Source organism: Bacillus litorisediminis, from assembly GCF_022808645.1.
GTDB lineage: Bacteria > Bacillota > Bacilli > Bacillales > JC228 > Bacillus_BF > Bacillus_BF litorisediminis.
The window spans coordinates 1-18,609 of record NZ_JAKZKT010000022.1 but is presented as its reverse complement, the minus strand read 5'-3'; the positions used below and the strand labels follow the sequence as shown (position 1 = coordinate 18,609).

Here is an 18,609-nt window from a genome sequence, read left to right as displayed (position 1 = left end):
ACCCCCTTTATTAAATGAAATTTAAGCATGCAGTGCTAAGCCATCTACAGCCAAAGCAGCTTCGGCAATTGCTTCTGATAGGGTTGGATGAGGATGAATCGTATGAGCAACCTCCCAAGGCGTCGCATCTAGTACTTTAGCTAATCCAGCCTCTGAAATCATATCGGTAACATGTGGCCCAATCATATGAACACCGAGAATATCGTCTGTATCCTGATCGGCTATAATTTTGACAAAACCGTCAGATTCACCGAAAACCAAAGCTTTTCCGATGGCTCTGAAAGAAAATTTCCCTACTTTTATATTATAGTTTTGGTCCTTAGCCTGTTGCTCAGTGAGACCAACAGAAGCAACCTCTGGACTGCTATATATACATTTTGAAATAAGATTATAATTTAAAGGATCAGGTGATTTCCCAGCGATATGCTCAACTGCCACAATACCTTCATGACTGGCTACATGGGCGAGCTGAAGGCCGCCAATACAATCACCGATAGCATAAATATGAGATTCTTTCGTCTGATAAAAAGAATTCGTTACAATAACACCTTTTTCAACCTTAATTTCTGTATTCTCTAGTCCAATTCCATTTACATTTGCTTCTCTTCCGACTGAAACGAGGATCTTTTCCGCTGTAAAAGTATGTTGCTCTCCTTTTACTTCCGCATCAATTCGAACTCCGTTATCTTTAATAAGCGTTTCAGGAAGGACTTTCGCTTTTGTAATGATATGAACGCCTTTTTTCTTCATTAACCTGTGCATTTCTTTTGATATTTCTTCGTCTTCAGTTGGTATAATGCGATCATCATACTCCAGAACAGTAACCTTAACCCCAAAATCGTGAAGCATCGATGCCCATTCGATCCCGATTACACCGCCTCCAACAATGATAATAGATTTTGGCAATTGTTCGAGTTCAAGCGCTTCATCTGAAGTAAGCACATATTCATGGTCAGCTTCAAGTCCCTGGAGAGTTCTCGGCCTTGAACCAGTTGCAATAATTACATTTTTAGGAATTAAAATTTCACTTTCTTTTCCCTCTTCATATTCAACCGAAATCGATCCTGGCATTGGAGAAAATATAGAAGGACCGAGAATTCTTCCAAAACCTTGATACACATCAATTTTCCCCTGTTTCATCAGGTGCTGAACTCCTTTATAAAGCTGGGAAACAATTGAAGCCTTTCTTTCTTGTACCTTGGCAAAGTTTAGTGTCACAGTATTTATTTCAACCCCAAATTTATCGCCTTCTCTAGCTGTGCGATAAACTTCAGCACTCCTTAAAAGTGCTTTAGAAGGGATACAGCCTTTATGCAGGCACGTTCCACCGAGCTTCCCTTTCTCCACAATTGCTGTTTTTAAACCGAGCTGTGAAGCACGAATTGCCGCAACATAACCGCCAGTCCCTCCGCCTAAAATCACAAGATCATATTCTGTAGCCACTATTATCACTCTCCTTAAAAATAACGTGCTTCATTCTCTCGGCAATGGGACCTTGCCTAGTCCTACTTCCGTCTGCTTAAAATATGTTGACCATTTTGCAGAAAGGTTGATCTTGACTTTTTCAGTTTTTCAATCCGTTCTTCTGCCATACGGTCAGCAGCCATATAAGTTGGGATGTTATCACGTTTTGATATTTCAAATACTTTTTCTATATTGTTATAAATTTGCTCTACCTTTTTCATCGCACGTTCGTGGTTATACCCATAAAGTTCGTCAGCCACATTGATGACACCGCCCGCATTGATAACATAATCTGGCGCATACACAATCCCCATTTCATGAATCATGTCTCCATGGCGGGTCTCTTTCAATTGATTATTAGCAGCTCCTGCAATAACCTTTGTTTTTAATTGCGGGATTGTTTCATCATTAATAATGGCTCCTAATGCACATGGGGCAAAAATATCGCATTCAACTGAATAAATTTCATTTGGATCAACTGCTTTAGCTCCAAAATTTTCAACTGCTCGTTGAACTGCATCTTTATGGATATCCGTTACAATCAGCTGAGCCCCTTCTTCATGTAAATATTTACATAATGTGTAGGCGACATTTCCCACGCCTTGAACAGCTACCACTTTTCCTTCTAACGAGTCTGAACCAAAAGCTTCTTTAGCAGCAGCCTTCATTCCGCGATAGACACCATATGCTGTCACAGGTGATGGATTGCCGGATGAACCAAAAGCAGGTGATATGCCCGTAACAAAATCAGTTTCCTCATGGATTAAATCCATATCTTCAACAGTTGTTCCTACGTCCTCAGCTGTAATATAACGGCCATTTAAACCTTGTATGAATCTTCCAAAAGCCCGAAACATTTCTTCATTTTTATCTTTTCTTGGATCACCTATGATAACTGTTTTACCGCCGCCCAAATTTAATCCCGCAGCAGCGTTTTTGTAAGTCATTCCTTTTGCGAGCCGAAGCGCATCAATAATTGCTGCCTCTTCATTTTCATACGTCCACATTCTTGTTCCGCCAAGAGCAGGGCCTAATGTTGTATCATGAATAGCTATAATGGCTTTTAATCCTGACGCTTGATCCTGACAAAATACCAATTGTTCGTAATCATACTTTTCCATATACTTAAAAATTTCCATGCAAATTCCTCCTTCAATCTGTGTGTCCTGATTTTTATCTAAACAAACATAGTACAGTTTGTTAGAATGATCCTTTTGCCCGAGGAAATCGTTTATGAAACGAAAAACTTCATAAAAAAATTCTCTGCGTATATTTTATTGCAAGTTTCGTGCCAACCGCTAAAAATGAAAGCGCTTCATTTTAATTATTTCAAATCATGCATTTTTTTGCATACCATGAAATGAATTGCAGGCAAAATTATTCAAGCTCCCATTTCTCTAACTTGTAATATAAATTTCTGATTGAAATGCCTAACGATTTGGCACAGGCTGTTTTATTGCCATTACATTTTTCCAGACGCTCTAAAACAACCATTTTCTCATATTGATCTAAAAGATCGATTAATTTTTTATTTTTTTGGCCAGCTGATTCACCGTTTATACCTGAATGGAAAGCAGTTGTTTCTTTGTTTCCTAATGTCGGGATATGAGATGCTTTCAGGACTTTCTCGTGAAATTTCATAAAAATAACCGCTCGTCCTAATACATTTTCTAACTCTCTGACATTCCCTGGCCAGTTATACTCCATGAGCTTGTCTAGTGCCGCTTCACTCACATTTTCAATATTTCGTCCGTATTCCTGATTGATTTTTTGTAATAGCCGCTCACACAGTAAAGGAATATCTTGTTTCCTTTGGTGTAAAGGCGGGATATGAATAGGCATTCGATTAAGCCGGTAATATAAATCTTCCCGAAATCTGCCATCAGCCATCCCTTTTTCTAAATTGAGATTAGTGGCAGCAATGACACGGACATTAATTGGGATGGGCTTTGTACCCCCCACTCGAATAATTTCATGCTCTTGAAGGACTCTTAATAGTTTCGCTTGTGTATTTAAGGATAATTCACCGATTTCGTCTAAAAAAATACTCCCGTTATGAGCCTCCTCAAAAAGACCTTTCTTGCCTCCCCTTTTCGCTCCTGAAAAGGCCCCTTCCTCATAGCCAAAAAGTTCACTCTCAAGCAATGACTCAGAAATCGCTGCACAATTTACTCTTACAAATTTATTAAATTTGCGGTTACTATCATTATGTATAGCATGGGCAAATAACTCTTTCCCGGTTCCTGATTCCCCTCTCAGGAGGATGGTAATTGGTGTTCGTGCCGCCAATTTTGCCTGTTCAATCGCAATTTGCATTTCTTCCGATTGTCCAATTATATCATCAAACGTATATTTGGCTTCCAATGAGCGAATGATTTGCTTTGCCTTATTTAATTCATTGGTTAATGCCTGAATTTCGGACATGTCATGAATAACACCAACACTGCCCTTTAACTTTCCGTCAACGATTATAGGAGCGACATTAACAACCACTTCTTTTTTTCCTGGGCCGACCTTCATCTTTGTTCCGCGAATCGGTTTTCGCGTTTGCAAGACTTTAAGATGCATGCTTTCCCCTTCTGAAATATCTGCCGTGGCCGGCTGGCCAATCACTTGTTCTTTCGATAACCCCGTAAGCCTGGTATAGGCCGGATTAATAAGAATTCCTTTTCCCTGTTCATCTACCACTGAAATAGCTTCATCGCTCGAGAGAATAATGGCTTCAAGCATCGTTTGAACTTCTTTTAAGTTTGTGATTTCTTCTGCTAAATGAACAACCTCAGTTATGTTTTTAAATACAGCAAACGCTCCATATAACTTTCCTTGAGAATCAATCATTGGAATTCTGGTAGTGATGATTTTGAGTCCGTTTTGTAAAACTTGTTCCTTGTTTACTTCGCTCTTCTTGGTAGTTAATATTCTAGGCAGTCCGCTGTCTGGTATTACGTTCTGAATAGGTACGCCGAGGGCATCCTCTTTTTTGACTCCAACCATTTTCTCGGCACTTTTATTATATAGGACAATCCTCGAATCAACATCAATGACGATCATTCCATCATTGGTTGAATTAAATATCAAATCCCGTAAATCGGATTCATGCTGTAACTGCTGAATTAAATCCTTTTTTTCATTGATTAATTTCGTGATAATAAAGGCTACACTTCCCGGAATGACAACTGTTTCTTTACTGCGTTTTTCTCGTATTTCATTAAAAACGTCCTCTTTCCCGGTTACTTCGACCACAATATCAATTTTACTTGTTAAATGTGGGCGCCAGTCTGAAAAAACCGGGATATCAAGCTGACGGGCTAAAACCATTCCAGGAGCATCGCGATTCACATCAATGACCGCCGCTACTGTAAAAATTTCAGTCTCATGCAAAATCTTAAGAAGTTCAGTTCCACCCTTTCCAGCTCCAACAATCATAACGTTCTGCAAATTCTTTCACACCTTTATTAAGGTTTGCAAATTCTTTCATATCCTTCATTTTAATGAAAAGACAAAAAGTTTACAAATGATTTTTCACCCTTCCTATGATAAGATGAAAGAAAACTTGGCTAAAAAATGTATTAAAGATTTTAAATCCAGACTGTTAAACAGCATTGTTTATTAACATGTCTGATAACCAGCGAATAGGCATTTTAGCTAAAGCTTTACATATGAGGAGATATAAAATGGACCGAATCGTGGCTTTAATCATTTTAGTGATTCCTGGGATTTTGGCTGGGGTTGGAATCAAATGGATGCGAGATACGGTTTTCGCGATATTACACGAACCGATTCCCTTTCTATGGCTCCAATTTTTATTAGGACTCATCCTTACAGTAGGTGGTATTGGCTTTATTGCAGGTTTCATCTTTCGACGCGATAAAAAAAATCGAAAAGTTCAAAACCGTTTCCGATAACAATGAAAAAGGGAAAACGACCCATCTGTCAGGGTCGTTTTTTATTTATGGCGATTTATAAAAGTTTTTTTATTTGGTTTCGGTATTCAACTGCTTTTTTAGGGTAATCCGTAATAATGGCTGAACATCCGATTGCAAGCAAACGTTTTATATCTTTTTCTTTATTAACAGTCCAAGGGCGAACGGAGACTCCATTTTTTAAACTTTCTTTAACCATCAAATCTGGTGCTGCTAAGTAGTGGGGATGTAATCCTCTGGCACGGATGCTTTGAGCATAGACCCAGGGCATATAAATACCGCTTTTATAAATCGGCGCAGTTTCAATATCTGGAGCTAACTGATAGCAATGGACGATACTATAATGATTAAACGAGGAAAGAATGACCCTTTGTTCATAACGGTACAGCCGAATCAGCTGTATCACTTTTTCCTCCAAAGAATGATACAGGAACACCCCATTTTTTAATTCGATATTAACGAGCAAATTATTTCTGCTTAACCATTCAAAGACTTCGATCAAAGTGGGGATTGTCACCTTATGTAAAACGGGAAACTGACTTTTTACATGGAGCTTCTGTAATTCCTGTAAAGAATAATCTTTTACATAGCCCTTTCCGTTTGTGGTCCGATCTACTTTTTCGTCATGTATAACAACAACTTCTCCATCCTTGGTCAACTGTACATCTAATTCAATCCCATCTGCTCCGTCTTTTAATGCCTTTTTAAAAGCAGGCATTGTATTTTCGGGTTCCGACTTACTTGATCCCCTATGCGCAAAAATAAGCGTCATGCTCCACCTCCTCATGTATCCGTCATACGAAAAAGTAGTACAGTAAAAAAGGTCTGATCCACCTGCATCAACCTAGAAAGTTCAACATTACTTATTCTAGATAATGATGAGAGGAAAAGACCTTACACGTCAACTCCATATAAACTGATTAGCAGAGTTTATTTCACTGGAAATCAATTCAAGAAGCCTTATGTTCGAGGCGAAGCTTATCTGCTACCATTGCAATAAACTCGGAATTAGTTGGCTTGGCTTTAGACATACTTACTGTGTAGCCAAACAAAGATGAAATCGAATCAATATTTCCTCTGCTCCAAGCCACTTCAATGGCATGCCGAATAGCCCGTTCTACACGGCTTGCTGTTGTATTATATTTTTTCGCAATATCTGGGTATAACACCTTTGTTATCGATCCAAGCAGTTCAATATCGTTATAAACCATAGAAATTGCTTCTCTTAAGTATAAATATCCTTTAATATGGGCTGGAACTCCAATTTCATGAATAATGCTGGTAATACTTCCTTCTAAATTTTTACCTTTTGATTCAGATTGAGAAGGTCTTGATTGTCCTACTGACTTTTTCATGTTCACACTCATTTTGGAGGCAACCTGGCGGATATGATTCGTGAGGTTATCCATATCAAATGGTTTTAAAATAAAGTAAGACGCTCCTAATTCAACCGCTTTTTTAGTAACATCCTCCTGGCCAAAAGCTGTCAGCATAATGACATTTGGGAATGGTGATCTTTTACTTTCTCTTAACTTTTCTAACACAGCCAATCCATCTAAATGCGGCATTATAATATCTAATACTAAAACGTCTACTTCAGTTTCTTCCAAAAGCTGCAGACAGTCTTGGCCATTATTAGCAACTCCCACAACTTCCATATCTTCCTGTTCGGAGACGTATTCTTCAATTAAGCCTACTAGCTCTCTATTATCATCCACAATGCAAACTTTAATCTTCTTCAACTGTGTTCCTCCTCAACTTTGTCAAAAAATATCACTTGATTTCTATTCTAACTGACAATTTCGACAATGCAATAAAAAATCCTTTCTTTTTTTGAAAAAATGTTAAAAAATAGTCTAAATCTCCTCTTTTCTCTTGTTTTCTTCTATTTTCGACCCATTTCGATATTTGACACCCTGTTATCATGTGTAATTGTCGAAAAATCTTTATCTAAGGATGCATATGCTCTTTTATTGGGCAAAAAAAACAGGCGCCTTGAACGCCTGTTAACTTGCTTTTTCTTCTTTTTCATATATATTGATTCCTGCCTCATTCAGCATCCATTCAATATGAACACCATACCCGCTTGAAGGGTCATTTACAAAAACGTGAGTGACAGCACCGACTAACTTTCCATCCTGAATAATTGGACTTCCGCTCATCCCCTGTACGATACCGCCAGTTTTTTCTAACAAGCGTTTATCAGTTACTTTAATGACAATCCCTTTCGTTGCAGGAAACTTTTGTGGAATTGTGCTTACAATTTCTATGTCAAACAGTTCAACTTCATCATTTTCAACTACCGTTAAAATTTTCGCAGGACCTTCTTTTACCTGGTGAGAAAGTGCCACTGGTATCGCTTTATCCATAACTCCGTTTTCAATATCATTGTTTAATTTACCAAAAATGCCAAATGGGCTGTTTCGAGTAATATTACCAATGACTTGATGTTCAGACGTAAATCTGGCGTGCTTTTCCCCTGGGTCTCCGCCTTTTCCTTTTTCAATCGAAGTGACAGTAGAGCGGACAATCTGACCATCTTCAACTACAATTGGTTTTTTTGTATCCATATCTGAGATCACATGTCCAAGTGCTCCATATTTCTTTGTTTTAGGGTCATAAAAAGTCATCGTTCCGATTCCCGCTGCTGAATCACGAATATAAAGACCCAATTTATAATTGGATTCACCTTTATTTTGGAGCGGCATTAATTGAGTCTTAACCGTTTCCTTTTCCCTTTTAATTTCTAACTCCAATGGTTTTCCCTTTTCCCCGGCAGCCTGTACATAAGGAGCAACATCAGACATTTTTTCAATTTTCTCACCGTTGATCTTGGTTATAATATCACCGACTTGGATTCCTGCAAGTTCACCAGGCGATACTTTCCCCTTATTTGTATCGACTTGATGGTATCCGACTACTAATACCCCGAGTGTATTAAGCTTTACACCTATTGATTGTCCTCCAGGAATTACTTTAAAATCCTTTAATACATTGACTCCCACACGTTTAATGGGCAGACCAGCTAATTCAAAGACGACCTCTTGTGTGCCTGGTTGGTTACCTTGAACAGTTAAGTGGTTCTGTTGTTTGAAAACAGAAACGGTATCATCAGAGGCAGGCTTTACTGAAACAGGGGCTGAAACCGTAAATGTTTCTTCGCTTCCCTGAAACAGGGTTAATTGCTGTGGAACTGATAAATATTCTTGAAAGGGCTTAAAGAAGTTAAGGGCTAGTAAAGAAACAAGGAGAAGAATTCCTGTTGCTATTCTAAATATCTCACGTTTCATTTCACACTCTCCTCGCTTCTTTAGATGACAATTTGGAATGGCTACATTTTTAATGTTGCCTTTGACCCACCCAATTATAACTGGATATAGTAAGAAAAGCGGAGGAGTCTTGAACAGCCCCGAAAAGCACTGGAGGCCCCTCCAAAGAAGCGTTTTTCTTGCTTCTGAAGGAGGAGCTGAAGTGCTCGAGGGGCTAGACTCCAAAGCTAGACAAAGAAAAGCGGAGGGGCTTTGTTTAGAGGCGACAAACAAGACCAGCCTCGTAGTGGCGTGATTTTTGCCACGCAGAGGATTGGCTTGTGACTCGAGCCTCTAAGTCCCGAAGCTGGACAAAGAAAAGCGGAGGGGCTTTGTTTAGAGGCGACAAGCACAAGACAAACCTCGTAATGGCGCGTTTTTGCCATGCAGAAGATAGACATATCAAGCATCTAAGCCTCGAAGCTGGAAAGAGAAAATGCGGAGCGAAATGATTAGCTGTATAAGGGACGTACGACCTTTAGGTAAAACAAAAAGCCACTTGATAATAGCGGCTTTTTCTTAAACCTGAACCGATTTCTTTCTATTTTGAAGAAATGCTTGTTTATATCGTTCCCCATATGCAATTAATTCTTTCGCATGCTGCCTGGTAGCTTCAGTAATCTCAGTACCCGACATCATCTTGCCAATCTCATCAATTCTTTCTTCACATGCTAAAATTTTCACTTCCGCAGTCGTTCGTTCATTTTCAATATTTTTAGCGATGTAATAGTGAGAATCTGCCATTGCTGCAACTTGTGGAAGATGCGAAATACAAAGTACTTGTGAATCGACGGAAAGCTCATACATCTTTTCACCCATGGATTGTGCTACTCTTCCGCTGACTCCTGTATCAACCTCATCAAAAATAATCGAAGTAATATGCTGATGTTTAGAGAAGATACTTTTAATGGCCAGCATGATTCGTGACAATTCTCCCCCAGAAGCAACCTTCGATAATGGTTTTAATGGCTCGCCCGGGTTTGGGGAAAGCAGAAATATCGCTGAACCTTGTCCATATTTTGTATACTGGGCAGATGGGTTAAATTTAACTTTAAACTTCGTTTTGTCCATGTAGAGATCCTTTAATTGCTGATGAATATCATCTGTCAGCTGCTTTGCGTATTTTTCCCGGATTTCCTGTAAGTTTTTTGCTTCAATGGCTAAATCTAATTCAATTGAACGCAAATGCTTTGTCAGTTCTTCAATATGTGTTTCACGGTTCTGCAATCGGTCTAGCTCATCTTCAATCGAGGCTGCATATTCCACAATTTCCGATACATTTTTCCCATATTTTCTCTTCAATTGGCTAATTTCATTCAATCTGCTTTCAACTTCATTTAATCGTTCTTCATCAAATTCAAAATTATGAATATGATCACGAACAGAACGTACGACATCTTCAAGGCTGTAAAAAGCGTTAGCTACAGTGTCATACCATTCCTTTGCTTTCGGGTCAATCGTTTGAACCTGTTCTAATTCCGACATCGCTAGGCCGAGCCAATCCATTCCTTTTTGTTCTCCCTGCAGGGCATCGTAGGTAAGCTGCAGCTGCTTGAATAGCTGTTCAAAATGGATCAGCTTTTGTTTTTCGAGCTTTAATTCTTCATCTTCATTTGGGGCTAAATTGGCACTTTGAATTTCATTTAGCTGAAACTGTAATAAATCTATACGATGTGCGTTTTCTTGTTCGTTTTGACTTAATTGCTTTAATTGTTTTTGGGTTTTTTCAAACTTTGCAAATAACTCTTGGTAAGCATGTAATGCTTTTTCTATTTCTTGTCCGCCATATTGATCAAGCAGAGAAAGATGCTTATCTTCATTTAATAAAATTTGATGCTCATTTTGGCCGTGAATGTCAATAAGCGAAGCAGCGATTTCCCTTAACAAAGCAATGGTAACAAGTTTTCCATTTACCCGGCACACACTTTTCCCATTCTTATAAATATCACGCGTTAAAATAATATTGCCTTCTTCGGCCGGGCAGCCATATTCTGTTAGCTTTGCACAAACAGGGTGGTTTGGCTCCACAAAAAAGAGACCTTCTAGTTCAGCCTTTTCAGCTTCATAACGGATAAACTCAGTCGAACCTCTTCCGCCTGCAAGTAAACCGATGGCATCAATAATGATAGATTTTCCTGCTCCTGTTTCTCCTGTTAATACCGTCAGTCCTTCTTTAAATGAAAATGTTAATTCGTCTATAATCGCAAAGTTTCGAATCGTTAATTCGGCTAACAACTGGGTCACCCTCTTTTACAGCATATCTAAAAATCGCTTCGAGATGATATCTGTATCTTCCGGTTTTCGGCAAATAATCAGACATGTATCATCTCCGCAGATCGTTCCCATAATTTCTTCCCAGTCTAGATTATCAATTAATGCACCAATAGCCTGTGCATTCCCTGGCAATGCTTTCAGAACGATAAAATGACCTGCTGAATCGATTTTCACAAATGCATCCATTAATGTTCGCTTAAGTTTTTGAAGCGGATTGAATCGCTGATCGGCAGGAAGGCTATATTTGTAGCGCCCATCCATTAAGGGAACCTTCACTAAATGGAGTTCCTTAATATCTCTCGATACAGTAGCTTGCGTTACATTAAAGCCAGCTTCCCGCAAAAGATCTACTAATTCATCCTGTGTTTCAATTTCATGATTGGATATAAATTCTCTTATCTTGATTTGTCTCTGACCCTTATTCAACCCTTTAACACCTCATTTTTAATGGACTCTATTTTTCACCATCATATCATAAAGAAGAAAAATGGATAAGATAGGTATATGGAAAGATAAAAAAGAAGCCTCAAGATGAAGCTCCTTTTAGTGTTTCATGTGCTTGTCGGACGACTTCTGCTATAGGGACTGTGAGATTATTCTTACTTTCTTCCCTTGTCCAATGAAGCAGGAGCAAGAATTCAATATTTCCTTCCCCTCCCGTGATTGGGGAAAATGTCAGTCCGTTCACGCTATAGCCTTCATTCAGGGCAAAATCGATAATTTTTTCAATTACTTCAACATGAATCTTTACATCTCGTACGATGCCTTTTTTGCCAACCTGATCTTTTCCAGCCTCAAATTGAGGTTTAACCAGTGCCACAATATTTGTCCCATCTTCAATTAATGTTTTGAGTACAGGCAAAATCAGTGTGAGGGATATAAAGGACACATCAATCGTTGCAAAATTAGGAGTGGGACCTTTTAAATCCTCTTTTTTAACGTAACGAAAATTGGTTCTTTCCATAACCACAACACGATCATCTGAGCGAAGCTTCCACGCCAGCTGATTATATCCTACGTCAATACAATAGGACAAAATCACTCCGTTTTGAAGGGCGCAATCGGTAAACCCGCCGGTGGAGGAGCCCACATCAATCATAATTTTATTATTTACATTTAATCCAAAGCTATCTATTGCTTTTTTCAGCTTTAGACCGCCCCTTGACACATAGGGCATAACATTTCCTTTTACTGAAAGATTGGAAGACACCGGAATCTTTTCCCCAGGTTTATCCAATCTTACTTCATTTAAATAAACCAGGCCCGCCATAATAGCCCGCTTCGCTTTTTCTCTAGTTTCAAACAAACCTTGCTCGACTAATAGCACATCTAGTCTTTCTTTTTTTTCAGTCATTCCTTACGCCCTTTTTTGTTTTTGTGGAATCATGTTTGCTAATAGATTAACCGCTTGCTCAGCAGTTAGACCGATTTCTTCCAACAGTTTTGACACGCTGCCATGCTCAATATACTTATCCGGAATCCCCATTCGGCTGATTTTTGCATTATGAAAGTCATGATCATGAGCAAATTCTAATACGGCACTTCCAAAACCGCCTTGCAAGACAGCTTCTTCAATCGTTAAAATCGGTATTTCTTCCCTCAAAATTTCCATAAGCATATCGTGATCAAGCGGTTTGATAAAACGTGCATTTACCACTTTCACGGATATACCCTGTTTGGCAAGGCTATCAGCTGCTTCGAGCGCCATTTGAATAGTGGTGCCGAAGGTTAATATACAAGCATCCTTACCCTCTTTTAATACTTCCCAAGTGCCAATCGGAATCATCTGCAATTCCTTATCTAACGGAACACCTATACCATTTCCGCGCGGGAAACGCATCGCTATCGGACCATCGTTATACTGTAATGCAGTATAAACCATGTGCTGTCCCTCATTCTCATCTTTAGGCATCATTAAAACCATATTAGGCAAATTTCTTAAAAAGGCAACATCAAAGACACCTTGGTGTGTTTCGCCATCGGCTCCGACTAACCCAGCCCGGTCAACGCCGATAAAAACATTTAAATTTTGACGGCAAATGTCATGAACAAGCTGATCATAAGCCCGTTGCAGGAACGTAGAATAAATCGCTAAAAAGGGCTTCATATTTTGCGTAGCAAGACCTGCTGCCATTGTTGCAGCATGTTGTTCCGCAATGCCGACATCATACATACGGTCAGGAAATTCGCTTGCAAATCCTTCAAGTTTCGAGCCTACCGGCATGGCAGGAGTAATAGCGACAATTCTTTTATCATCTCTTGCTAATTTTCGAACTGTCTCACTAACTAGCTTACTCCATGCTGGTCCAATTGCAGTCGGCTTAACAAAATCGCCTGTTTCAATTTTATAAGGTCCTGTACCGTGCCAGGTCCCAATTTTATCTGCTTCTGCAGGCTGATAACCTTTACCCTTTTTCGTAATAACATGCAGTAAAACAGGTCCTTCTGTTTTTTTCGCGTATTGAATATTTTCAAACAGATCATGATATGAATGACCATCAATGGGGCCGAGATACGTAAATCCTAATTCCTCAAAAAATATCCCTGAAACTACCAAGTATTTTAATGAATCCTTAATTCTCTCTGCTGTAGATGCTAAGCGTCCACCGACTGCAGGAATTTTCTTCAGAACGTATTCTAATTCATCTTTAACCCATTGATATTTTCCAGCCGTTCTCAGTCTTCCTAAAATATTATGCAAGGCTCCTACATTTGGCGCAATCGACATCTCATTGTCATTCAAAATCACAATGATGTTCTTTTTTTCCGCCCCAATATGATTGAGTGCCTCAAGCGCCATCCCGCCTGTTAGGGCACCGTCTCCGATAATCGGAATAATAAAGCTTTTTTCTTTCTTCAAATCACGGGCAATGGCCATTCCCATTGCAGCCGAAAGAGAAGTAGAGCTATGCCCAGTTTCCCACACGTCGTGTTCACTTTCATCTCTTTTAGGAAAACCGCTTAACCCTTTATATTGCCTTAAGGTTTCAAAATCTTTGGCACGGCCCGTCAGTATTTTATGTACATACGATTGGTGCCCTACATCCCATATCAATTTATCTTTAGGACTGTCAAAGCATTTGTGAAGAGCAATCGTAAGCTCAACCACACCAAGATTGGGCCCAATGTGTCCGCCCGTTTTCGATAAATTTTCAATGAGGAAAGTTCGGATCTCTTTACTAAGCGCTTCCAACTCTGACGTTGTCATCGACTTTAGAAAAGAAGGATCCTTTATATTGAAGAGATCCAATGTTAACACTCACTTTCATCAGATTTAACCTCATTTGAATAAGGTCAAAGAAATTAATAATCTGCCTTTTATCCCATTTGAACAATTTGTTGTTTTCTTTATTATAACGTTCTATACATATTCTACAAGAAATAGACGTTTACAACGAAAATGCATGGGGAAATCAAGAACTTATTATTAATGATCTCTTGTTGCAACTAGATCCGTAATCATATTTAGATAATGAGGATTTCCGCCAATCTTTTGCAATGCACTTTTCGCTGCATCAATATGATATGACAATTTTTCTTCTGCGCCCTTTAGCGTAAGAATAGATGGATAAGTACTTTTCTTATTCGAAAGATCACTTCCTACAGGTTTTCCAATCGTTTGCTCGTCACCGACCTGATCCAAAATGTCATCTCTTATTTGAAAGGAAAGACCTAAATGATATGAAAAACTTCGGAATAATTGGCGGATTGGTTCATTCACATCTGCAAGAATACATCCTGCCTCCACACAGGCAGCTAAAAGCTTTCCTGTTTTATGAATATGAATGGATTCGAGCTCCTCTAACGAAACTTGTTGCTCCTCTCCTAATAAATCAGCTACTTGTCCGCCAACCATTCCTTCCGCACCTGCTGATTGGGACAAGCAGGCAATTATTTCAAGCTTTTGGCGATCTGAAAAGAGGGCCGAGTCAAGTGCGGAAAGGACCCGGAAACTTTGCGTTAAAAGTGCATCACCCGCTAAGATTGCAATAGCCTCTCCAAATACTTTATGGTTGGTAGGCTTTCCTCTTCTTAAATCATCATCATCCATACTCGGTAAATCGTCATGAATTAAAGAATAGGTATGAATCATTTCGATGGCTGCGGCAACTTTCACACCTTTCTGCCAATCCGCCTCAAGCGAATCCATTGTTGCAAATAATAACAATGGTCTGATCCTTTTTCCTCCAGCTTGTAATGAATAATGCATGGCTTCTTTTAAAATGCCAGGACACTTTATTTCATCCATAATCGTTGAAAGCTCTGCTTCAAGTATTTTTTTAGCCTTTAGTGAAAATTGGTCAAATTCAAGGCACTTCAACGATTTTCCTCCTCTACGGTGAATGGTTTTAACTCTCCTTCTTCAGTCATAATATTGACCATTTGCTCTTCTGCCAGTTTAAGCTGATCATGGCAAAACTTAGATAATTCCATGCCTTTTTTATAAATAGAAATGGCTTCCTCTAGCGGAACTTCCCCTTCCTCAAGTCTCTCCACTATCTTCTCTAATTCATGCATGGCTTCTTCAAATGTAAATTTACGATCTTCCTTCATGACCTATATTCTCCTTTTCATGAATTTCACAATGTAAAATCCCGTCTTTTACATTCACTCTAATGGTGTCTCCCTTTTCTACTGAATGAATGCTTTTTACAAGCTGGCCGGTTTCACTATATGTGACACTATATCCTCTTTCAAGAATAGAGAGTGGGTTTAAGGCTTGTAACGTGTGCAATACGACTGAAAAAGTTTGCTTTTGTTTTTCTAAATGTACCAGCATATTTCTTTGCAAGTTTCTTTGTAAAACTTCCCGTTCAATACTTTTTCGTTTTATCATTGCTAATGGTGCAGAACGGAGCAATCGGTTTTGTAAGACTGCGCGCTTGTCATGATTGCTTCCAATAAGTCTTTGCATTTCCCGATGCAAGGTTTCATGAAGGCGATCCATTTTTTCCATCTTTTGTATATACAGTCTTCTGGGTGATCGGAGGGCATATGAATTCGTCAATTTTCCTAAATGAATCCGATCCACCTTCAGTTTGTTTCCGATAGCCCTGGTTAGCCTTAATTTTTTATCATGAATCCTCTGATATAAATCCTCAAGCAATGGTACCGCTAATTCAGCCGCCCCAGTTGGCGTGGGGGCACGAAGATCTGCAACAAAATCACTGATTGTAAAGTCAGTTTCGTGCCCAACTGCCGAAATAATCGGAATCGGAGAGGAGGCAATCGCCCTTGCAACCCTTTCATCATTAAAGGCCCATAATTCTTCAATCGAGCCTCCGCCTCTGCCGACAATTAAAACATCAATGACCTTATAATTCTTAGCCTTTTCAATCGCCTCTACAATCGAAGGTGGCGCCTGTTCTCCTTGCACAAGTGCAGGAAAAAGAATTACTTTCCCTATTGGAAAACGTCTTTGAATCGTCGTTATAATATCACGCACCGCTGCCCCGGTCGGTGAAGTTACGACCCCAACGGTTTTAGGGAAAAGAGGGATTTTTTTCTTTCTCTCCTGAGAAAATAACCCCTCCTTTTCAAGCTTTTCTTTTAATTGTTCAAATGCCAAGAACAGTGAGCCTACTCCATCTGGCTTCATTTCTTTCACATACATTTGATATTGCCCGTTTGCTTCGTAAACTGAAATTTCCCCTCTTACTAAAACGCTCATTCCATTCTCGGGAGTGAATGGGACACTCCGGGCTTGACTTGCGAACATAATAGCAAGCAGCCTTGCCTGGTCATCCTTTAATGTGAAATAAAGATGTCCGCTCGAATGTTTTTTTAAATTGGAAATCTCACCTTTAAGATAAAAATCCTGAAGATAAGGATCAAAATCAAATTTTCGTTTTATGTATTTAGTTAATGCAGAAACTGTTAAATACTTTGTTTGTGCCATAAAAAGCTCCTTTAAGGCATGCTATTAAGACTAAAATCCTATAATTGGCTTGTCTTCATTATATAAAACAAAAAGAAAGCAGTCACCCCATATTATTTAGTGATGACTGCAGATTCACTTATAGCTTTGCTTTAGCTGATTGAACTGTATTATAAAGGAGCATAGTTATCGTCATCGGCCCTACTCCGCCAGGGACAGGGGTAATGTAGCTTGCTTTTTCTTTAACTTCATCAAATAAGACATCCCCGCAAAGCTTCCCGTTTTCATCGCGATTCATCGCAACATCAATGACAACGGCTCCCTCTTTAATATGATCTTTTGTAATTAATCCGGTTTTTCCAACCGCTGAAATCACTACATCCGCCTGAGTGGTAAACTCTTTTAAGTCTGGAGTCTTCGAATGACAATATGTTACTGTTGCATTCTTGCTTAAGCAAAGTTGTCCCATCGGTTTGCCAACAATATTACTTCTGCCTATTACCACTACATGTTTGCCAGACAACGAATAATCGATTGATTCAAACATTTTTATAATTCCAAATGGCGTACATGGCAAAAAGCAAGCTTGCCCTGTCATCATCCTGCCAATATTAATCGGATGAAATCCATCTACATCCTTTTCCGGAGAAATGGCTTCTATTACTTTCGTTTCATCGATGTGAGGGGGAAGCGGAAGTTGAACCAATATTCCATCGATTGCCTTATCATTATTTAATTCTTTGATAACCTCTAGCAGTTCTTGTTCGGATGCTGCTTCTTCCAGTTCCACTAATCGCGACTCAATCCCTAGCTTTTCACAAGCCTTTTGTTTATTTTTAACATAGGTTCTGGACGCTGGGTTATTCCCAACTAAAACTACAGCCAATCCTGGCACAATGCTTTGATTAGCTAGGCTTTTGATGTCGGATAATAATTGATTCCGCAGTTCCTGTGCAATTGCAGTACCGCTTATAATTTCTGCAGTCATCATGTTTCCCCCTCTTCATTCATTATTCTGCTTTATATTGGACAAAACGCCATTGATAAATTTACTGGAGTTATCATCCCCGTATATCTTGGCAATTTCGATCGCTTCATTCAGTACAACATTAGAAGGTACACTTTCACTATGTAGAAGCTCAAAAGTGGCTAGACGTAATAAATTTCGGTCGACTACACTTAAGCGGTCTAGTCTCCATTTTTGCAAGTGCTTTTCGATTGTGGAATCAATCTCAGACTGATGGGTTACTACACCATTTATTAAAAAGGTTAAATAATCGTCTGATTCTTCTCCTTCCAAAATGTTTTCAATCGCTTCATCTGCGGACGCTTTACTTACTTCAATTTGATAAAGTGCCTGCAATGCTTTTTCCCGTGCTGTTCTCCTTTTCATATACCGTACCTCTCAATAATGAAAATTATTTTTACATAGACACTATCATAGCATATGAAAAGAACTAAAGAAAACTTGTCAATGAGTGACTTTTATCTGCTCAATCGAGTAGGAGGGGGTGACTAACCCCCGACCTCTCACACCACCGTACGTACCGTTCGGTATACGGCGGTTCAATTATGATGATTGACGCAAAAATTCATATCGTTCCGCTAGACTTCTCAACCCTCGATTTCTCCAATAGGAGTTATGGAGGGTTTTGTTTAAGATTGGACTACAAGCGATTCTCCAGTATTTCTTCCGAGAATTCCCCCATTCGTATGCTTTATGTGGTGGAACCCCTAAGGTAATCAGTCTTTTAATCCTCGT

General features: G+C 39.2%; 16 protein-coding genes and 1 pseudogene. 1 reads left to right on the top strand and 16 read right to left on the bottom strand.

All coding sequences use genetic code 11. From position 1 onward, the window contains the following. Positions 1 to 21 precede the first annotated feature (21 nt). The 3 genes from lpdA to MLE14_RS12495 all read right to left on the bottom strand — a co-directional run bounded on the left by lpdA (position 22) and on the right by MLE14_RS12495 (position 4,902). Positions 22 to 1,443 carry a dihydrolipoyl dehydrogenase gene (gene lpdA / locus MLE14_RS12505; protein ID WP_243298716.1) on the bottom strand — a complete coding sequence of 474 codons (1,422 nt, stop codon included), beginning with the start codon at positions 1,441 to 1,443 and terminating at the stop codon, positions 22 to 24. A gap of 62 nt (positions 1,444 to 1,505) precedes the next feature. Beyond that, complete coding sequence (bcd, locus tag MLE14_RS12500; RefSeq protein ID WP_243298715.1) at positions 1,506 to 2,603, bottom strand: Leu/Phe/Val dehydrogenase; 1,098 nt, start codon at positions 2,601 to 2,603, stop codon at positions 1,506 to 1,508. Positions 2,604 to 2,841: 238 nt separating this feature from the next. Continuing rightward, the gene (locus MLE14_RS12495) at positions 2,842 to 4,902 is read right to left on the bottom strand and encodes a sigma 54-interacting transcriptional regulator (RefSeq protein WP_243298714.1); all 2,061 of its coding nucleotides are present in this window, start codon (positions 4,900 to 4,902) and stop codon (positions 2,842 to 2,844) included. Positions 4,903 to 5,138: 236 nt separating this feature from the next. Here MLE14_RS12495 and MLE14_RS12490 point away from each other — a divergent pair, with 236 nt between their 5' ends. Continuing rightward, a complete protein-coding gene (locus MLE14_RS12490; protein ID WP_243298713.1) occupies positions 5,139 to 5,369 on the top strand; it encodes a DUF2627 domain-containing protein in 231 nt (76 codons plus the stop codon). A gap of 55 nt (positions 5,370 to 5,424) precedes the next feature. Here the strand turns inward: MLE14_RS12490 and MLE14_RS12485 are convergent, their stop codons facing one another. From MLE14_RS12485 to MLE14_RS12425, 13 genes and pseudogenes are all read right to left on the bottom strand, one after another. Then, the gene (locus MLE14_RS12485; protein WP_243298712.1) at positions 5,425 to 6,159 is read right to left on the bottom strand and encodes a glycerophosphodiester phosphodiesterase; all 735 of its coding nucleotides are present in this window, start codon (positions 6,157 to 6,159) and stop codon (positions 5,425 to 5,427) included. A 178-nt stretch (positions 6,160 to 6,337) separates the two neighbouring features. After that, positions 6,338 to 7,129, bottom strand: a complete 792-nt coding sequence (gene spo0A, locus MLE14_RS12480; protein ID WP_243298711.1) for a sporulation transcription factor Spo0A — start codon at positions 7,127 to 7,129, stop codon at positions 6,338 to 6,340. Positions 7,130 to 7,393: 264 nt separating this feature from the next. Next, the gene (gene spoIVB, locus MLE14_RS12475) at positions 7,394 to 8,677 is read right to left on the bottom strand and encodes a SpoIVB peptidase (protein ID WP_243298710.1); all 1,284 of its coding nucleotides are present in this window, start codon (positions 8,675 to 8,677) and stop codon (positions 7,394 to 7,396) included. A gap of 537 nt (positions 8,678 to 9,214) precedes the next feature. After that, positions 9,215 to 10,930 (bottom strand): DNA repair protein RecN, encoded by a 1,716-nt coding sequence (gene recN, locus MLE14_RS12470; RefSeq protein ID WP_243298709.1) that lies wholly within the window; start codon positions 10,928 to 10,930, stop codon positions 9,215 to 9,217. A 15-nt stretch (positions 10,931 to 10,945) separates the two neighbouring features. Continuing rightward, the gene (ahrC, locus tag MLE14_RS12465; RefSeq protein WP_243298708.1) at positions 10,946 to 11,395 is read right to left on the bottom strand and encodes a transcriptional regulator AhrC/ArgR; all 450 of its coding nucleotides are present in this window, start codon (positions 11,393 to 11,395) and stop codon (positions 10,946 to 10,948) included. A 100-nt stretch (positions 11,396 to 11,495) separates the two neighbouring features. After that, positions 11,496 to 12,323, bottom strand: coding sequence for a TlyA family RNA methyltransferase (locus MLE14_RS12460; RefSeq protein WP_243298707.1), 828 nt, complete (start codon positions 12,321 to 12,323; stop codon positions 11,496 to 11,498). Positions 12,324 to 12,326: 3 nt separating this feature from the next. Further along, positions 12,327 to 14,219: a 1-deoxy-D-xylulose-5-phosphate synthase gene (dxs, locus tag MLE14_RS12455; RefSeq protein WP_243298706.1), complete on the bottom strand. Its 1,893-nt coding sequence runs from the start codon at positions 14,217 to 14,219 to the stop codon at positions 12,327 to 12,329. Positions 14,220 to 14,396: 177 nt separating this feature from the next. Then, a complete protein-coding gene (locus MLE14_RS12450; RefSeq protein WP_243298705.1) occupies positions 14,397 to 15,290 on the bottom strand; it encodes a polyprenyl synthetase family protein in 894 nt (297 codons plus the stop codon). Then, positions 15,287 to 15,523 (bottom strand): exodeoxyribonuclease VII small subunit, encoded by a 237-nt coding sequence (xseB, locus tag MLE14_RS12445; RefSeq protein WP_243298704.1) that lies wholly within the window; start codon positions 15,521 to 15,523, stop codon positions 15,287 to 15,289. The genes MLE14_RS12450 and xseB overlap by 4 nt, the downstream gene beginning before the upstream one ends. Further along, positions 15,507 to 16,868 (bottom strand): exodeoxyribonuclease VII large subunit, encoded by a 1,362-nt coding sequence (xseA, locus tag MLE14_RS12440; protein WP_243298703.1) that lies wholly within the window; start codon positions 16,866 to 16,868, stop codon positions 15,507 to 15,509. Before xseA ends, xseB begins: the two co-directional genes overlap by 17 nt. A gap of 118 nt (positions 16,869 to 16,986) precedes the next feature. Beyond that, positions 16,987 to 17,835, bottom strand: a complete 849-nt coding sequence (gene folD, locus MLE14_RS12435) for a bifunctional methylenetetrahydrofolate dehydrogenase/methenyltetrahydrofolate cyclohydrolase FolD (protein ID WP_243298702.1) — start codon at positions 17,833 to 17,835, stop codon at positions 16,987 to 16,989. A 15-nt stretch (positions 17,836 to 17,850) separates the two neighbouring features. Further along, on the bottom strand, positions 17,851 to 18,240 hold the full coding sequence (gene nusB / locus MLE14_RS12430; RefSeq protein WP_243298701.1) for a transcription antitermination factor NusB: 390 nt from the start codon (positions 18,238 to 18,240) through the stop codon (positions 17,851 to 17,853). 177 nt (positions 18,241 to 18,417) lie between these two features. Further along, a pseudogene (locus tag MLE14_RS12425) lies at positions 18,418 to 18,609 on the bottom strand (group II intron reverse transcriptase/maturase); the annotation flags it as partial.

Excerpts from the sequence above, each read along its gene's own strand:
- nusB (WP_243298701.1), bottom strand. The coding sequence starts at position 18,240 with ATGAAAAGGAGAACAGCACGGGAAAAAGCATTGCAGGCACTTTATCAA.
- spoIVB (WP_243298710.1), bottom strand. The coding sequence starts at position 8,677 with ATGAAACGTGAGATATTTAGAATAGCAACAGGAATTCTTCTCCTTGTT.
- bcd (WP_243298715.1), bottom strand. The coding sequence starts at position 2,603 with ATGGAAATTTTTAAGTATATGGAAAAGTATGATTACGAACAATTGGTA.
- xseB (WP_243298704.1), bottom strand. The coding sequence starts at position 15,523 with ATGAAGGAAGATCGTAAATTTACATTTGAAGAAGCCATGCATGAATTA.
- folD (WP_243298702.1), bottom strand. The coding sequence starts at position 17,835 with ATGACTGCAGAAATTATAAGCGGTACTGCAATTGCACAGGAACTGCGG.
- MLE14_RS12485 (WP_243298712.1), bottom strand. The coding sequence starts at position 6,159 with ATGACGCTTATTTTTGCGCATAGGGGATCAAGTAAGTCGGAACCCGAA.
- MLE14_RS12460 (WP_243298707.1), bottom strand. The coding sequence starts at position 12,323 with ATGACTGAAAAAAAAGAAAGACTAGATGTGCTATTAGTCGAGCAAGGT.
- MLE14_RS12490 (WP_243298713.1), top strand. The coding sequence starts at position 5,139 with ATGGACCGAATCGTGGCTTTAATCATTTTAGTGATTCCTGGGATTTTG.
- xseA (WP_243298703.1), bottom strand. The coding sequence starts at position 16,868 with ATGGCACAAACAAAGTATTTAACAGTTTCTGCATTAACTAAATACATA.